The sequence below is a fragment of the Bacillus sp. FSL M8-0049 genome (assembly GCF_038593355.1).
In the GTDB taxonomy this organism is placed as follows: domain Bacteria; phylum Bacillota; class Bacilli; order Bacillales; family Bacillaceae; genus Bacillus; species Bacillus safensis.
The window spans coordinates 1,132,293-1,148,532 of sequence record NZ_CP151986.1 but is presented as its reverse complement, the minus strand read 5'-3'; the positions used below and the strand labels follow the sequence as shown (position 1 = coordinate 1,148,532).

General features: G+C 42.6%; 22 protein-coding genes and 1 riboswitch. Of the genes, 6 read left to right on the top strand and 16 right to left on the bottom strand.

The window, feature by feature from the left end; genetic code table 11:
• Positions 1 to 70: 70 nt before the first annotated feature.
• Positions 71 to 328: a hypothetical protein gene (locus tag NSU13_RS05795; protein ID WP_024425007.1), complete on the bottom strand. Its 258-nt coding sequence runs from the start codon at positions 326 to 328 to the stop codon at positions 71 to 73.
• 126 nt (positions 329 to 454) lie between these two features.
• Between NSU13_RS05795 and NSU13_RS05790 the strand changes: the two genes are divergently transcribed.
• Positions 455 to 2,767 carry an ATP-dependent helicase gene (locus NSU13_RS05790; protein WP_342489925.1) on the top strand — a complete coding sequence of 771 codons (2,313 nt, stop codon included), beginning with the start codon at positions 455 to 457 and terminating at the stop codon, positions 2,765 to 2,767.
• 16 nt (positions 2,768 to 2,783) lie between these two features.
• Here the strand turns inward: NSU13_RS05790 and NSU13_RS05785 are convergent, their stop codons facing one another.
• From NSU13_RS05785 to NSU13_RS05765, 5 genes are all read right to left on the bottom strand, one after another.
• On the bottom strand, positions 2,784 to 3,041 hold the full coding sequence (locus NSU13_RS05785; protein WP_034282022.1) for a stage VI sporulation protein F: 258 nt from the start codon (positions 3,039 to 3,041) through the stop codon (positions 2,784 to 2,786).
• A gap of 138 nt (positions 3,042 to 3,179) precedes the next feature.
• On the bottom strand, positions 3,180 to 3,314 hold the full coding sequence (locus tag NSU13_RS05780) for a YjcZ family sporulation protein (protein WP_034282023.1): 135 nt from the start codon (positions 3,312 to 3,314) through the stop codon (positions 3,180 to 3,182).
• An 84-nt stretch (positions 3,315 to 3,398) separates the two neighbouring features.
• Positions 3,399 to 3,620, bottom strand: coding sequence for a hypothetical protein (locus tag NSU13_RS05775; RefSeq protein ID WP_034282024.1), 222 nt, complete (start codon positions 3,618 to 3,620; stop codon positions 3,399 to 3,401).
• 87 nt (positions 3,621 to 3,707) lie between these two features.
• Entirely contained in the window at positions 3,708 to 3,836 is a 129-nt protein-coding gene (locus tag NSU13_RS05770; protein WP_255290946.1) for a hypothetical protein, read from the bottom strand.
• A 71-nt stretch (positions 3,837 to 3,907) separates the two neighbouring features.
• The gene (locus NSU13_RS05765) at positions 3,908 to 4,258 is read right to left on the bottom strand and encodes a DUF1360 domain-containing protein (protein WP_024426459.1); all 351 of its coding nucleotides are present in this window, start codon (positions 4,256 to 4,258) and stop codon (positions 3,908 to 3,910) included.
• Positions 4,259 to 4,425: 167 nt separating this feature from the next.
• On the opposite strand from NSU13_RS05765, the gene NSU13_RS05760 reads away from it, so the two are divergent.
• The 5 genes from NSU13_RS05760 (at position 4,426) to NSU13_RS05740 (ending at position 7,078) form a co-directional block, all read left to right on the top strand.
• The gene (locus tag NSU13_RS05760; RefSeq protein WP_223250954.1) at positions 4,426 to 4,821 is read left to right on the top strand and encodes a spore coat protein; all 396 of its coding nucleotides are present in this window, start codon (positions 4,426 to 4,428) and stop codon (positions 4,819 to 4,821) included.
• 44 nt (positions 4,822 to 4,865) lie between these two features.
• Positions 4,866 to 5,201, top strand: a complete 336-nt coding sequence (locus NSU13_RS05755) for a hypothetical protein (protein ID WP_034282321.1) — start codon at positions 4,866 to 4,868, stop codon at positions 5,199 to 5,201.
• Between the two features lie 88 nt (positions 5,202 to 5,289).
• A complete protein-coding gene (locus tag NSU13_RS05750; protein WP_034282028.1) occupies positions 5,290 to 5,793 on the top strand; it encodes a spore coat protein in 504 nt (167 codons plus the stop codon).
• 146 nt (positions 5,794 to 5,939) lie between these two features.
• A complete protein-coding gene (locus tag NSU13_RS05745) occupies positions 5,940 to 6,431 on the top strand; it encodes a CotY/CotZ family spore coat protein (RefSeq protein WP_003211658.1) in 492 nt (163 codons plus the stop codon).
• Between the two features lie 203 nt (positions 6,432 to 6,634).
• The gene (locus tag NSU13_RS05740) at positions 6,635 to 7,078 is read left to right on the top strand and encodes a CotY/CotZ family spore coat protein (RefSeq protein ID WP_070325709.1); all 444 of its coding nucleotides are present in this window, start codon (positions 6,635 to 6,637) and stop codon (positions 7,076 to 7,078) included.
• A gap of 35 nt (positions 7,079 to 7,113) precedes the next feature.
• On the opposite strand, the gene NSU13_RS05735 is transcribed toward NSU13_RS05740, so the two are convergent.
• From NSU13_RS05735 to NSU13_RS05690, 10 genes are all read right to left on the bottom strand, one after another.
• Positions 7,114 to 7,800: a CotO family spore coat protein gene (locus NSU13_RS05735; RefSeq protein ID WP_101677370.1), complete on the bottom strand. Its 687-nt coding sequence runs from the start codon at positions 7,798 to 7,800 to the stop codon at positions 7,114 to 7,116.
• A gap of 114 nt (positions 7,801 to 7,914) precedes the next feature.
• Positions 7,915 to 8,691: an enoyl-ACP reductase FabI gene (fabI, locus tag NSU13_RS05730; protein ID WP_024425017.1), complete on the bottom strand. Its 777-nt coding sequence runs from the start codon at positions 8,689 to 8,691 to the stop codon at positions 7,915 to 7,917.
• A gap of 150 nt (positions 8,692 to 8,841) precedes the next feature.
• A complete protein-coding gene (thiD, locus tag NSU13_RS05725) occupies positions 8,842 to 9,648 on the bottom strand; it encodes a bifunctional hydroxymethylpyrimidine kinase/phosphomethylpyrimidine kinase (protein ID WP_101677371.1) in 807 nt (268 codons plus the stop codon).
• Positions 9,649 to 9,664: 16 nt separating this feature from the next.
• Positions 9,665 to 10,678, bottom strand: a complete 1,014-nt coding sequence (locus tag NSU13_RS05720; protein WP_101677372.1) for a thiazole biosynthesis adenylyltransferase ThiF — start codon at positions 10,676 to 10,678, stop codon at positions 9,665 to 9,667.
• The gene (locus NSU13_RS05715; protein ID WP_034282033.1) at positions 10,675 to 11,442 is read right to left on the bottom strand and encodes a thiazole synthase; all 768 of its coding nucleotides are present in this window, start codon (positions 11,440 to 11,442) and stop codon (positions 10,675 to 10,677) included. The genes NSU13_RS05720 and NSU13_RS05715 overlap by 4 nt, the downstream gene beginning before the upstream one ends.
• A 4-nt stretch (positions 11,443 to 11,446) precedes the next feature.
• Positions 11,447 to 11,650, bottom strand: coding sequence for a sulfur carrier protein ThiS (gene thiS / locus NSU13_RS05710; protein ID WP_024426466.1), 204 nt, complete (start codon positions 11,648 to 11,650; stop codon positions 11,447 to 11,449).
• The gene (thiO, locus tag NSU13_RS05705) at positions 11,647 to 12,759 is read right to left on the bottom strand and encodes a glycine oxidase ThiO (RefSeq protein ID WP_041117143.1); all 1,113 of its coding nucleotides are present in this window, start codon (positions 12,757 to 12,759) and stop codon (positions 11,647 to 11,649) included. Before thiO ends, thiS begins: the two co-directional genes overlap by 4 nt.
• The gene (gene tenI, locus NSU13_RS05700; protein WP_046310578.1) at positions 12,743 to 13,360 is read right to left on the bottom strand and encodes a thiazole tautomerase TenI; all 618 of its coding nucleotides are present in this window, start codon (positions 13,358 to 13,360) and stop codon (positions 12,743 to 12,745) included. Before tenI ends, thiO begins: the two co-directional genes overlap by 17 nt.
• Positions 13,335 to 14,045, bottom strand: coding sequence for a thiaminase II (gene tenA, locus NSU13_RS05695; protein ID WP_024425024.1), 711 nt, complete (start codon positions 14,043 to 14,045; stop codon positions 13,335 to 13,337). The genes tenI and tenA overlap by 26 nt, the downstream gene beginning before the upstream one ends.
• A gap of 78 nt (positions 14,046 to 14,123) precedes the next feature.
• A riboswitch (TPP riboswitch) is annotated at positions 14,124 to 14,233 on the bottom strand.
• Positions 14,234 to 14,292: 59 nt separating this feature from the next.
• Positions 14,293 to 16,134, bottom strand: a complete 1,842-nt coding sequence (locus NSU13_RS05690) for a monovalent cation:proton antiporter family protein (RefSeq protein ID WP_111927239.1) — start codon at positions 16,132 to 16,134, stop codon at positions 14,293 to 14,295.
• Positions 16,135 to 16,240 lie beyond the last annotated feature (106 nt).

Here is a 16,240-nt window from a genome sequence, read left to right as displayed (position 1 = left end):
CCAGAGCATTCAAGATGCCCTGGCTTTTTCTTTTTCATTATCGTTCGCCAATGGAAGAAAGCGCAATCATTTATATATACGTATTGATATGAATGCCCTTGCCTTCCTCCATAAACATATCTCGTACAAAGCGTTCCCGCTTTTTTTGCTGTACTTTCGTTTCCGCTTCTGTCACTAAGTCCTCTTTTTTCTCCAGCTCTCTGTAAATCTTGTCATGAAAGGTGCGGGTAACCTTTGTTACTTTCGCATAGTCTTCTTTATCCTGAGGAGCTGGACGATTGATATACTGAAAATACAGATCCGGCTGAATCGGGGCTATATATCCCATCAAGAACGCCTCCTTTGCTTCTCTCTTACTCTACTATTCCCTAATTATGACTGTTTGAAACACGCCTCATTTGATATGATTAGATGTGTTTCATTTTAAGATTGATTGACTATTGGAGGACTAGCTTTGAAATGCGCACGACGACATGATCGAACGATCTCATTACATACGTATTCGAGAGAACACTATCAATTCCTCCATGACGAGGGAAAAAAAGGACAATTATTCTGCCCATATTGCGGACAACCGGTCTTTTTTAGATTAAATATACATGATGAACCTGCCTTTATTCATAAGCACATGTCTCAGCAAGAGATTTGTGAAAAAGCTGAAGAACAAGCAGATCACAATAAAACGGCAGAACAAGAGGAAAGGGATTCTTATAAAGAACTTGGCGGCTTCCGTTTTCCAACCGGCAAACAGATCATCTCGCAAACGAGCGAATCATATGACTGGCAGGAACCAAGGTCGATTCAATTTAGCGACGCCTTACATTTAGAAGAGAATGAAGAAGTTCATACGATCGACCTCTTCCCGCATATCACCTTTAGCACACCGCAGCTTCAAGCTGTCACACATTTAGATGGTCCGATGCTTGTGCTGGCTGGTGCCGGCAGCGGGAAAACAAGAGTCCTGACGGCTAGAGCGGCTTATCTCATGTCCCATCATCATATTCCTGCTCACCATATTTTACTCGTAACTTTCACCACAAAAGCGAGCAATGAGATGAAAGAAAGACTGCGCAAGCAATACCAGCTTCATCCTTCACAAGCCAGCCAAGTAGTGACAGGCACCTTCCACAGTCTTTTTTATAAAATGCTGCTTCACGATGACGCAAGCAAATGGAACGGCCAGCATCTGATCAAGTTTGACTGGCAAAAGGAGCAATACATTCGAAAAGCCATAATGAATGAAGGGCTTGATGAAAAAGACTACCCTACTGATCAAGTACTGCAATCGATCGGCTATTGGAAAAATGCCTTTTTACCAGGTGAACTTCCTGATTTGAAGGATGAAAAGGAAAAACACATGTGGACGATCTATCAATCATATGAACAGCAAAAACGAGACAATCAGCAATTTGACTTTGATGATATGGCGATTGCCTGCTTACATATGCTGACAGAACAGCCCGAACTGCTAAAACGGTATCAAGAACGATTCCAGTATATTTTAGTGGATGAATTTCAGGATATTAATCCAGTACAATATCAATTGATTCAGCTTTTAGCCGGAGAATCAGAGCAGTTATTTTGTGTAGGTGATGATGATCAAGCCATTTACGCCTTTAGAGGGAGCAATCCTGCTTTCATTCTTGAATTCAAACAAGACTATCCTTCTGCTCAGATCGTCCATTTACATGCGAATTACCGGTCTCACCATACGATTGTCGCAAGTGCTGATGCGATTATTAAGAAAAATCAGCATCGTTATGAGAAGACGTTAAAAGCCGTGCGCGCGGAGAAAATTCCCCCGACGCTCTTCTATCCATATGACGAAGAAGAGGAAGCGACGATGATTGTCGCAGATATTCAGGAGAAAATTAAAAACGGTGCAAAGCCGAATGACTTCTGCGTGCTGTTTCGAACGAACACAGGCGGCCGTGCGATTTATGAACGGCTGCATCAATCGGCCATTCCGTATGAAACGGATGCCGGCGTCAAAGCCTTCTACAGCAGACGAATGGTTCGGGTTCTCCTCGCCTTTCTTTCTTTAAGTCAGAATGCAGATGATGTGGCCGCCATAAAACAGCTACTGCCGGTTTTCTTTTTAAAGCAGCAAACCCTGAATACACTAAAGGCACTGACCATCACAGAAGATTGCTCAATGGTAGAAGCGCTCGGAAAACTGACAGATATACAGCCGTTTCAGCGGAAAAAGCTGCAATCAATTGTTCCTTTGTTCCGAACGTTACGGACGTTTAAGCCATCGGACGCAGTGACATTTATTGAACAAAAGATGGGACTCGGGGATTACTTAAAAAAACGGGTGAACGATACGAATGTACTTGAAAAAGGAGCGGATGATGTACGTGATGTGAAAACAGCCGCCAAACGCTTTGAAACGATTGAAGCCTTTCTCGCACATGCCGAACATATGAAGTCTGCCGAAAAGGAAAAAACAGATGAACCCGGTGTTCAGCTCATGACGATCCATCGCGCAAAGGGACTTGAGTTCCAGACAGTATACATCACTTGTGTGGTCGACGGGGCACTGCCCCATGATTTCTCACTGGATGAACTCAGAAACGGTGATGAAGAAGCGCTGGAAGAAGAGCGCCGTTTATTATACGTGGCCATGACAAGAGCTGAACAATCTCTTTATCTGTCTGTTCCATCATTTAGACGAGGAAAAACGGCCCATCGTTCTCGCTTTTTATATCCTCTTCTAAAGAAAAACCGTGAATTATTTACGCAAAAACAACAGGCCCCCCTTTAAACGGAGAGCCTGTTGTTTATTTTTTGTTGTTCATCATTTTAGAGATTGTATTGAAATCAAGCTTTTCTTTTCCACTTGTAATCGATTGAACGATTTTGTCTTCCATTTCTTTAGGTACACGTTTGTTCGCAAGCTGCGCTACTTTTTTAATGACACCTCGAACGGTATTCTCATCTTTAAAGTTGGCATTTTGCAAAGAACCTGCAAGTTTAAACACATCATTCATATTCACACCGGTTTTGTTTTCTACGCTTTTAAAGAATTTATTATCCATTCATTTGCCTCCTCTTTGTGGAGTAATCACCTTACTATATGAAAATAGGCGAGATATGTGCCTATCCTAAAGCCTTGTTTGATCAAAGAGAAAGGAAAGCAAAAGGCTTCCCCCTTGCTTCCCTCACCTTCTTACTTTTTAGTAGTTAAAGAAAGAAGCACCAACGATAATTAGAAGGATGAAAAGCACAACGACAAGAACAAATGTTGATCCATATCCGCCGCCGTAGCCACCTCCGTAGCCGCCGCAAGAACCGCCACCGTAACAACTCATATATAAGCACCTCCTCTTCTCCCTTACAAAGTATGAAAAATGAAAGAAATGGTTTGGACGATCACATAAAAAAGTGCGGAATTTTTATTTCTGCTGTTTAAATACGTAATCTGCCTCTCTATGACGCATCATGAATGCTTCTGTTTCTTTCGCAAAAGCCTCCATCTTCACGCCAAATTCTTTTAAGTGCTCCTCAAGATCATTCGCTTTATCCGTTAGATCCATTTCAGCCTTCTCGTGCGCTTGTTCTTTCCCATCATGGGGTTTAGTGAACAAGGAACCAATTAATTGTTCGAATGCATCCATTCTGGTCACCCCTTCTCTCTTACATATGCACCACTCAAAAAAAGGGCAACAAAAAAACCGGATAAATCCGGTTTTTGTTTTTCTCTTCTATTGAGGTTTCTTTTTGTTTCCACAGCCGCAGCCTGTTTTCTTGATTTTCTTCGTATATACAGATTGTTGATTTGACTGCGCTGGATAACCTTGAAGCGTATGTGACGGCGTTTCGTTTGGTTTCATCGCAACCCTTCCTTTCCTATTCCATGATAGTATATGCATTTGTTGAAAGCGTGTCTGATCAGAATGCCTGTTTATTTCACAAGCTTTGAGACGACCGCTTCAATGATGCCTGCTGCTGCGGCAATCGCTAATAGTAAATTAAGCCACATGCTGATGACAGGAAAAAGTATGTATATCAGAAGTAAGGCAGCAGTGCACCATATGCCAGTACACCAATAACAGCTTAACAGTTCTCCAACCCAAGACCGCAGTCCTTCCCCTTTAATGATGATATATGTTTCGACCTCACCTTGTTCGTTTACCTCTTCCTGTTCTTCATGAAATAGACGGCGGAAAGGGGCCGTAATGGTATCAAACACAATCAGTCTCGTCAGTCTAAAGGATGCGAGGGCAAACACGACAAATGACAAAGCACCGCTCAGAAGCCTCCACCTCCTTCTTTCTTCTTTTTCCGTCCTTTCTTTATATATGCAAGAAAAAAGATCGTCATGATGAATCGAGCGGAAATAAAATTGGGTTGTACTTTTTCACACTTTCCGATTCCACCTTGCGTCCTTGCTGCATTAAATAATGTATAGATAAGAAAGGAGTGAAAGTATTGTCTATTGAAGAAAGTGCTGAAATATTATATACACAACTGTTAAACGAATTAATCAGCAATTATGATGATTTCATTGAGATCAAAGATTCCGAAAATGTCACAATTCATAAAACAGATGTAACAGCTGCACTCTCCCTTCAAGCGACCGTAACGACAATCATTACTCTTTTAATCCAAATTCTTGTACCAGACGATGAAGTGGCTGCCGACATCACAGATCAGCTTTTATCCACACAACAAGTGACAGTCCAAAAGAAAACTGTGATTCAAATCATCAACTGCCATAACATTACGATTACATTATCAGATGCATCCATTATGAACTCCGTCCAAATTCTCACTCAAACATTGAATGTACTCTTAGTTGAAGCCGGCATTCTTTGACCCTTTCTTTTTCTAACATGACGTATGAAAGAGGTGAAATCATCGTGGCTGAAGAGAACGAAAAAAAGGAGTTTCAAATCAATACTGATATTGATCCATTAACAAGTCTTCTTGTCAGTGATGTGTTAAACAAAAACAATATTACTGATGATCAGAAAGCAAATATCTCAGATGATCAAAGAAGAATGATTTTGAAATTAGTGGAGGACTTGCAAAAGAAAGCAAATGATTTCGTAGAACAGCAGCAGGAGAAAAAAAGGCAGGCTGAGGCAGCAAAACAGCCGGAACAAGTAGAGCCTGAACCAAAAGTACGTCCAAAACGAAATTCACTTCGAAATCGTATTCAGCAACGCCGTGATGCGCAGCGTAATAACGATTAAATAAAAATGGGTTGCCTGCTAGGGTAAATGCCCGAGACAAAACCACGCATTCCAGCATTTAATAAAGTAAACGGAAGGAGGAATAGAAATGGATTCTAAACCATATTCTTGGGTCGCTCTAGATCGTAACTGTACACACCACGGACATCACGGACACCACAGACACCACGACGATTGCAACTATGAAAGAAAAGCACTTTGTGACGACTATTATGATGATGAAGATGTCTTACAAGACTTGGATCAAGTAAGTTTCACAAAGCAGACATCTGAAGAAGTCATTATCGTCAGAGACTCTTGTGACATTAACGTCTCTTCTGTTGATGCACAGGTTGCAGCATCTATCCAAGTAGCGATTCAAACAGCGATCATCACTATTACAAATATCTCAATCGCTGACGGTGATTTGGCAGACCGCGTTACGCAGGATCTTTTACAAGCCGCTACTCACAAACAAACAAACCGCCAAAAACTTGTCATCGAAAATTCAAGAAACGTTACAGTATCTACAATCGATGCGGACATCTCTATCGCAATCCAAACACTTACTCAAACACTTGTTGCGACAATCGTTGCAATCGGTATCCTCTAATGTACAAAAGCAGAGCGAAAAGCTCTGCTTTTCCTTTTATCAAAATACATCAAATATAAATGGTCATTTACCCACACCAACTAGAGGGCGCATACATATGTTGTTAAGGACTAAAGTCAAATACCTTGTTAAAGGAGCTGAAATCCATGAGCTGCGGAAAACACCATGGCCGACATGATGAAAACTGTGTATGCGATGCGGTTGATAAGATTTTAGCAGAGCAGGAAGCTGTAGAAGATAAATGTCCTACGAGCTGCTACAGTAATTTATTAAGCCCAACAGTTTCTGGAAAAGATACGATTCCGTTTTTACTTTTTGATAAAAAGGGCGGGTTGTTCTCTACTTTCGGAAACATCGGAGGATTCGTTGACGATTGCCAATGCTTCGAATCTATTTTCTTCCGGGTTGAAAAATTACACGACTGCTGTGCTACGTTATCTGTATTAAGACCTGTTGATGTACACGGACATACGCTAAGCGTGTGTCACCCTTGTGACCCTGACTTCTTTGGTCTAGAAAAAACGGACTTTTGTATTGAGGTTGATCTAAACTGCTTCTGCGCAATCCAATGCTTAAACCCAGAGCTTGTCGACAGAGTCATGCCATCAAAAGATAAAAAGCATCATCACCACGGCTAAATCAACAGGCCGCTCATCTAACTTGTCATGAGTCAAAGCATCCCCTTCCTCACGAATGACAGCCAATCATGCGGAGCAGTCAGCATAAGAAGCGGCTGCTTCCGCATTGGTTAAAAGTAGATGCACGAGCCGGCAAAGATAGCTTGAAGATGATGACAGTGCTCAAACACTCAAACAAATTTCCTAGTATAGGAGGGTTGAATATGAGCCGCAATCATTCATGGAGCTGTGTAACAGAGGCTGTTGAAAACATTAGCGACTTGCAAAATGCTGTCAAAGAAGATTGCCCGACCAGCTGTTACAGCAATCTCCTTTCTCCATCACATTCATTAGGTGACACTGTCCCGTTTGTTCTCTTTACATCCAAATCAAAACCATTCGTCGCATTCGGAAACGTCGGAGAAGTAGATCCAGGCCCTTGCTTCAGTACTGCATTTTTCAGAGTCGAACATATCTGTGATCACTGTGCAACACTCAGCTTGCTTATCGCATTTGACAAAGACCGTCATATTTTAGATTTTACAGATAAAGATTCCCTATGTGATGTGTTCCGATTAGAAAAATCGAAGTATTGTGTTGAAGTAGACCTTGACTGCTTCTGCGCAATCGAGTGCCTAAACCCACGACTCATCAATCGTAACTGCTAACAAAAAAAGTCCCTAAATGGGACTTTTTTTATTAATTAAAAACCTAGCGGGTGGATGGAAGAAATCTCAGCAATCGCTAATTCGACTGGATTTCCCCCGCCTGCTGTACGAATGATCACAGTATCATCTTTTCGATCCATGATGATCCCTCGATATGTTTTACCATCAGCTTCAATGAGACAAAGAGCCCTTGGCATATTATGAGGCAGTCTTGTGAGAAAATCGACTTTTTCATCAATACTCATCTGACTTAAAGGCTTTTTCACTCGTTTTCTTCTTGGTTCTTCTTTTGTTTCATGAAAGACACCTTCTGGCTGGTTTCCCTCTTCTTCTTGAGGCTCTCGCTTTTGTATGAGCTCTGGTTCTTGTGTGATTTCTTGTTCCTGCGCAGGCTCGGCTTCTTGTGTAGCCTCTTGTTCCTGTGCAGGCCCTGCTTCTTGTGGGATCTCTTGTTCTTCTGTAAACTCAGCTTCTTGTGTTATATCTCGTTCATGTTGAAGTTTAGGCGGCTCGGCTTCTTTTTTATGCTCTATTTCTTGAGCTGCAGGTTCCTCCTGCTTGCTTTCTTTGATCACGTCTTTTGCATTGGTCTCACTTTCTGGCTGTTTTTCTGATTTCTTTCGCTTTCTCACAATATTTTGCATGGCCGGCTTTGATTCTTGATAGCTCGGCTGAACAATATACATCAGCGGCTTTTGATTCTCATCACCTTTATTTGACATACTAATCCCTCCCGAATGATTCATTCCTTATATATATGAACGGAGGCCTCAAATCAGAAGAAAAATAAAAAAACAGCATACCCTTCATCGGTATGCTGTAAGTCTTGTATTCGTTTAGCGGGCAATGATATGGAAGCCGGAATCAACATGCAGATTCTCACCTGTCATGCCGCGAGATAGATCACTGAATAAGAATAGAGCTGTATCGCCAACTTCTTCAGGAGTTGTTGTACGGCGGAGCGGTGCACGCTCTTCAATATCCTTCAGAATGGTATTAAAGCCGCTGATGCCCTTTGCAGATAACGTACGAATTGGACCAGCAGAAATACTGTTCACGCGGATACCTTCTGCGCCTAAATCAGCTGCTAAATATTTCACACTTGCTTCAAGTGATGCTTTCGCTACACCCATTACGTTGTAGTTTGATACAACACGCTCTCCGCCTAGGTATGTAAGCGTCACAATGCTTCCACCCTCTGTCATTAATGGACGTGCTGCTTTTGCTACAGCAGTTAATGAGTATGCACTAATGTTGTGCGCCAAAAGGAAACCTTCACGGTTCGTGTTCAAGTATTCGCCAACAAGCTCTTCCTTGTTTGCAAATGCAATGGCATGTGCAACGCCATGAATGACTTGTACTTTTTCTTTAATTGCAGCGAAACATTTTTCGATTTCTTCGTCACTTGTCACGTCACATGGAAGAATAATTGAATCATCACGCTCAAGTGTGCTTGCAAGCTCTTTTACCGATTCAGCAAGACGATCTCCAACATAAGTAAAAATCAAACGAGCTCCAGCTTCATGAAGTGAGCGGGCAATTCCCCAAGCGATGCTTCGTTTATTGGCAACACCCATCACCACGATATTACGGCCTTCTAAAGAAAAGTTCATATGTAATAAAGCCTCCTATTTTTTCAAGACATAGTATTAGTACCTGATCATAATATTATCACAGATCATAAGAGAATGACAATTTTCGCTGAAAGAAAGTTTCATTTTCGCGAAAAAACCGCCCTCACAAGTGAAGACGGTTCGATTCCGTTATCGTTTGATTCTGTTTTGCTGATAAGCAAAGTGGTTCGTAGGTCCATGTCCAGATCCAATACGTAAAGGGAATTTAATGGCTTCATGGACAAAGGTTTCTGCTGTTTCAAAGGCTTCCTTCATCGAAAATCCTTTCGCAATTTCAGCTGTTAATGCTGCTGCAAACGTGCAGCCTGTACCATGTGTATGCGGTGTATCAATATGTTCATTTGTGACTTCAATAAAGCCTTTTCCATCATACAGCAGGTCTGAAATCATCCCATCAGATGGACCATGGCCGCCTTTGATCACGACATGTTTCGTGCCAAGCTCATAAAGACGCTCCGCTGCCACATAGCGGTCCTCTTTCGTCTGAATACGTATGCCTGTTAGTACTTCTGCCTCAGGAAGATTCGGTGTTACAGCATAGCTGACAGGCAGCAAGTGTGTTTTCATCGCAGAGACCGCATCTTCATTTAATAAAGAGGCCCCTCCTTTTGCGATCATGACTGGATCTACAATCAGCTTCATTTCATATTGAACCGTTTTTTCAGCTACGATTTTAATCATGTCTGCACTCCACAGCATCCCTGTTTTGACGGCATCTGGCGGTAAGTCTTCTGCCACTGCATCTATTTGACGCTCTAACGCCTCAATTGAAAGCGGGTATATCCCGTGAACACCTAGTGTGTTTTGCGCAGTAATTGCTGTGATCGCAGACATTCCGTACACACCGAGCTCCTGAAAAGTTTTCAAATCTGCCTGAATACCTGCTCCGCCGCCAGAATCAGAACCCGCGATTGTGAATGCTTTTTTGATCGTCATTTCTTCACACCTCTCATTAGCCAATCCATTGATGATAAATGGTTCTTGCTTTGGCAATATCATTCGTACCATGAACAAGCGCTCTGCCATCTTTAAATAAGACAAGCTTAAACTCATCCTTTTGACACGAAAGCAAATATGGATTCTCAAGCACATCCATTCCTGCCCTCTTTAACCGAAGAGCTACTTCATGTAAAGGCGGCGGTGTTTCTGCTGCACTGCGGATTTGTACCGTATTGCGGCCGCATAGTACATCCGCCTTCGCTCTCTTGTCATATGAAAGAAATGGATAGGTCTTCAGTCCACAGCTTGGACATTGCTTCTTCTTTAAAGACGCGGTCGATCGAATATCAGACCGTTCATTTTTCCATAAATCGAAGGATTTTAAAATTGGCGTCACTTGATGTCCTGTTAAATATTTAAGTGCATCTGCCACTTGATATGCGGCCACCTGCTGCACAACTGGACTGATGATACCTGCTGTATCACATGTCATGCCTTGTGCGGGTAAATGTTCAAGCAGACAGTGTAAACACGGCGTCTCACCAGGAATCACAGTGAATTGAATGCCGTAACTTGCTACACAGGCCCCATAAAGAAACGGAATTTGATGTTTGACAGCGGCATCATTTGCGATCATTCTCACCTCAAAATTATCCGCTGCATCGACAATGATTGAAGCCCCGCTGACAAGTTCGTCAATATTGTGAGCAGTCACATCGATTACGATTCCTTTGATGTGCACATCACTGTTTACTTGCTTGAGTCTTTTTTCAGCCGCCACAGCTTTTGGCAGTCGATCCTTCACGTCTTGCTCCGTGTAAAGCTGCTGGCGCTGAAGGTTGCTCCATTCAATATAATCTCGGTCCAAAATGGTAACAGATCCAACGCCGGCACGAACGAGCATTTCAGCACTTGCGGTTCCAAGTGCCCCCGCTCCAATAATGACCGCCTTTGAGTCATTTAGCCTCTTTTGACCCTCTGTTCCGATTGGCTGAAAAAGCTCCTGGCGTGAATAACGAGTGCTCAAAATGACGGCATTCCTTCCTGTGGACTGCTCGCTGTCCCATAGTTTTTTAGCGGAATACGTCCTGCCTCATAGCCTAGTCTTCCTGATTCAATCGCGAGTTTCATTGCTTTTGCCATTTTCACAGGATCCTTTGCACCAGAGACAGCGGTATTTAGTAATACAGCGTCAGCTCCAAGCTCCATCGCATAAGCTGCATCCTTCGGAGAACCTACGCCAGCATCAATAATGACCGGCACCTTCGCCTGCTCGATTATAAATGAGAGGTTCAGAGGGTTTAACAGACCTTGGCCTGAACCAATCGGTGAAGCACCAGGCATGATGGCATGGACACCGAGTTCTTCTAATTTTCTTGCCAGCACCACATCATCAGATGTATATGGCAGCACGATAAATCCTTCTTCGAGCAGCATTTCAGATGCTTTTAATGTTTCAACTGGATCTGGCAGAAGAGACCTTGAACAGCCAATGACTTCTACCTTGATCATGTCACAAAGCCCAGAAGCCTTTGCTAAACGGGCAATACGCACTGCCTCTTCTGCTGTACTTGCACCAGCTGTATTGGGAAGCAGCGTATATCTTGATAAATCAAGCTGCTCCAAAAAATTAGGCTGAGATGCTTCGAATATGTTCATTCTTCTGACGGCAAAGGTTAAAATTTCGGCTTCCGATACGTTCACCGCTTCTTTTTGAACCTCAAATGATGGGTACTTTCCTGTTCCTAGTAATAGTCTTGATGTGAATGTTTTTCCGCCAATGTGCAGCATTGGATCATCCTCCTCCTACGAAATGAACGATTTCAATCGTGTCATTTGGTTGAATTTCTACTTGTTGAAACGCTTCTTTATCAATGATTTCATGGTTCTTTTCAACGATCACCACACGGTTTTCAAGCTGATAGGCTGATAGCAGATCATAGATCGTTCCATTCTCTTGATCGAAATCAACGATTCTGCCATTCAATTGAATCTTCATACGAATAGTGCCTCCTTTCGTCCAATACGAAACGCATGAAGCCATTCCTCTTTGACCGGTTCGTCTAATATCAGGTCACGAATGATTTCTCCAGTAATCGGCGCTAGTAAAATACCGTTCCTGTAATGCCCTGCAGCAAAAAGAATACGCTTGTCTTCTGGATGTCTTCCGATATAAGGATGCCGATCGTTTGTCGCCGGACGAAGGCCTGCCCAGCACTCTTCAATCGGCATCTCCTTAATAGAAGGCATAAGCTGAGACGCCTTTTGAATCACAGCTTCCATGCCGCCAAGCGTTGGAACAGCCTGCCACTCGTTTGGCTTCATTGTTGCGCCGATAACAAGCTTTCCGCTATCTCGCTGAACGATATAACAATGATCATGATAAATGGTGTGTGCGAGCGCCGGACCATTATTCCATACAGACACACATTCCCCTTTTACTGGATAAAGAGAATGAGATAATCCGAGTTCTTCAAAAAAACGGCCAGACCATACACCACTTGCGACTGTCAGGTCATCACATGTGAATGTGCCCTTCGTTGTTCTGACAGTTAACGCTTCTTTGTCCCGCTTCACTTCGATCACAGGTGTACACTCTTTCACATCTGCCCCGTACCGGACAGCCGCCTGCCATAAAGCCCTGCATACAGCGTAAGGTTCCACATGCACATCCTCTTCAATCAAACCTGCTCCCAGCATGTGATCTGTAACTTGAGGCATGCATTTTTTTACGCTGCTTGCGTCAAGCCATTTAAATGTAGACAAATGCTGCATCCGGCAAAGGGCTTGTTTCTCTTCTTCTGTAAAGGCGACCTTCATGATACCGCCCGCTGAAGTTCGAATATCAATGCCTGATTCATGAAGAAGATCGACTTTTAATTTTTCGTACAATGCCTGGCTTGCTCTGCCTGCCTGAAAGAAAACATCCTCATGACCCTCTCCTTCAGCATGTGCACCGAGCATCCCGGCAGCCGCACTTGTCGTTTGCTTCCCTATCTCATTCGCTTCAAATAAGACCACCTGTTTTCCTGCTTTTGCAAGGTGATAGGCGATGGAGACCCCTATGATTCCACCACCAATGATTGCAACGTCATAATGCTTTTTCATAAGGATTCTCCTTTACCTTTTCAGAAAATGCTTGTGCCATCATACGCGGCTGATGATGAGCAAAAATCCCAGACATGACAGCAATTCCTTTCACATTTGCTTGTTTCAATTCTGGAACTCGTTCTGGGGTCACCCCGCCGATGGCCACCACTGGAATCGTTAGTGCAGAAGTCAGTTTCTTCACAAGCTGTACACCTCTTGCCTGAAGTCCTGGTTTACAAGAGGTGGCATATACGTGCCCAAACATGACATACTCTGCTCCATTTTTCTCTGCTGCTTTCGCTTCTTCTATCGAATGGACAGATACTCCCGCATGAAGGTGAGGAAATTTTTTTCGCAGTTCTTTTGGCGAAAAGCTGTGGCCCGGCAGATGCACCCTGTGAATATTGGTAAGCAGCGCAACGTCTACTCGGTCATTGATGACGAGCTTTTCTTTCGGCACACCTTCTAAAAGGAGATTCTTCACGAGATCAACAAGCTCACTTGCTGTTTTAGACCTTTCCCGAATATGAATAAAATCCACTTCAGACGCTATGGCTTTTATTTGTTTGATCAGTTCATCCGCAGGAAACGAATCATTTGTCACTGCGTGGAGTTCCATTTGCACCAACCCCATCTAAGCATGCTGTTTGCCACATTTCTTTTTGATACGCCATCTCCCAGAAGTGATATTCGTAATAGCTTGAAATCACGAAATTTTCTTTCATATTGGCCCGTACATGGTCTGGTGCTTTTTCTGCTAGTTCATCAAAGCGGTTCACTTGTTCGAAGACGAGTTCCTTAAACCAATCGCCTCCGTATGTCAAAATCCATTCTTGGTAAATTGGATGGTCAGGTGTTGTTTGTTTCAGCTTTTCACCTACCTCATAATAGAGCCAGTAACATGGTAATAACGCGGCTAAAATCTCTTCAAACCGACCGCTTTTTACAGATCGGTACATATGAGAGGTATACGCATAAGCAGTGGGAGAAGGCTTAAAGTTCTCAATAGCTTCATCAGAAATCTGCAGAAGCTCTGTAAATTTCCTATGCAGCGACAGCTCTGCTTCATACGTGCCCTGGGCATGATACGCCATTCTGCCCGTCGTATGTAAGTCCTCACTAATCGCCGCTCCATATGCCTGCACCTTTGCAAAATGAGTTAAATAATAAGAATCCTGCATCACGTAATAGGTGAAACGATCGAGTGAAAGTGTGCCATCTCCAATCCCTTTGACAAAAGGATGTGTAAAGCTTCCATTCCACCATGTTGCTGCAGCCTCTTTACATTCTGTTGAAAACGTCATGTTCCTCTCCTCCTGTTTTTCCATATAAAAAAGCCACTTTCCGCGTGGAAAGTGGCTTGGAATTTGTAAAAAGCATAGTCAAAAACCGCACCACTTCCCTACGCAGGTATGAACCTGTTCAGGTAATGAGGGTCTAAAAGTGAACACTTTTATCTCAGCCCTTTTAAAGGACTCCCCTAGTGGATCAAATATATGATGTTGTACCTCTATCTTAATCAGGAATTGTTCATTGGTCAAGGGTTCATTGTCATTCTAATTGGGCTCTTAGTCCTGCCACATACTCCCGGGAGCCCGATACAAGCACACGGTCGCCGCTTCTAAGTGTCGTATCTCCATGTGGTACTAAGCTGTCTACCCCTCTAAAAATGCGGACAAATACCAAATCACCGGTGAAAGGAAATTCTCTCAGCATGACATTATGATAACGATGATTGTTCATTTGAATTTGATACAAAGAAGAATCCTCATTTGTTAGCAATCGAATCGCATCAGGTGCTTCAATCAAAGCTCTTAGCACCGTTTTAGATGACAGGAAAGTAGAAAACGTATCAATTCCCGCTTCCTTCAATGTCAGCTCCGCCTCAGCTTTGTTGACACTTGCAATGACTTGTTTCGCTCCTTCTTCTTTTGCAAATAAAGCAATTTCCTTATTTTTCGTCTCACTGCCTGTTGCGACGACTAGGACATCCTCTTGGCCGACGCCTGCCTTTCTCAGCGTCTCATCATCGTATTGTTCAATTGATTCGACTTCAAAGATAGAGTCTGCCAGCAGTGCTTCCTTATTTTCTTGAAAAACATGCAAAATCCGAATGTCATATTCATCCTGATGCAAATCAAGCGTGACAGGTAAGGTCAGCTGATTTGCTCCAATAAAGGTCACACGCTTCTTATGGGCTGCCGCTTGTTCTTTTTTAAACAGCGCTTTAAACCAAACAGGTGTTAAAATACTCGTTAATACAGCAACTAAAATCAGCGCTCCTGACATTTTATGATCAATGACCCCGAGCCGCTCACCAATCGTCGCAGCTGCAATGACGAGAGATAAAGTTGAAGTTAATAAAAAGCCGGAGCCAATGACCTTTTTCATGTCATACCATTTTTTCAAATAAAGAATCGGGATGAGCTTACTTATAAGCAGCGCAATAAACAGCAGCGGAATCATGATCATAATCGTCGGGTCCTTAAACAGTGCCCATATATTCAGATCTACTCCGACCATCACAAAAAAGATCGGGATTAAAAATCCATAGCCAAATGAGTCCAGCTGTTGAACGAGCTCTTTATTTGGCGAAAGAAGGGACACAAGCACGCCAGCTAAAAACGCCCCTAGAATATTTTCAGCCCCGAGTGATTCAGATAAGGCAACTAAGACTATAATGAGAGTAAAGATTGCCCTTGTCCCAATTTGCACGGTCCCTTTAGACATCGACTGAAAAATTGACTTTGTCTTAAATACGCGGCCAAATAAATAAAGAAGAATGCCTGCAGCAAATAATAAGAGCAGAAGCCACATGTTCCCTGTTCCATCTCCATAAATGGAGGAAAACACAGCAAGTAAAATCATCGTGACCAAATCAGCAATGACAGCTACAAGCAGAATGATTTGACCGATATTTGTCTGCATCAACTTTTCCTCTTTTAAAGTTGGAACCACTACGCCTAATGAGATGGTAGAGATAATGAGCGTCATTAAAAAGGCATTTTGGATAAACCCTGCGAGTACAAACGCATAGGACAGAATAAAAGAAATACAAAATACCCCAAGAAAAATAATGGTGGCAGCTTTAAATGTATTTGGTTCTTTTAAACCATTTGGAAGTTCTCGTGCTTTCTTCTTTGACTCAAAAGAAGAAAAATCTATTTCAAGACCACTTAAAAACATCAGAAAAATAAAACCGAGCATGGATAATGTATCTAACCACGCATCATGTTCGACAACCAGTTGAAGACCGCTTTTCCCAATGATGAGCCCCATGATGATTTCAGCTACAACGACCGGAATGGTCAGCTTAAATCGGTGCAATAAAATAGGGGTGAAAAAGGCGACAATGATAACGACAACGAGTGATGAAACAGATGTATGCTCCATTGGCTAAAGCCTCCTAACATTCATGTTTAATTTTTTAAGTCTTACGTTAAAGCATTGATTCTAACAATTGCCCAAATGAAATGAAAGCCATTCGTTATATTTTCTA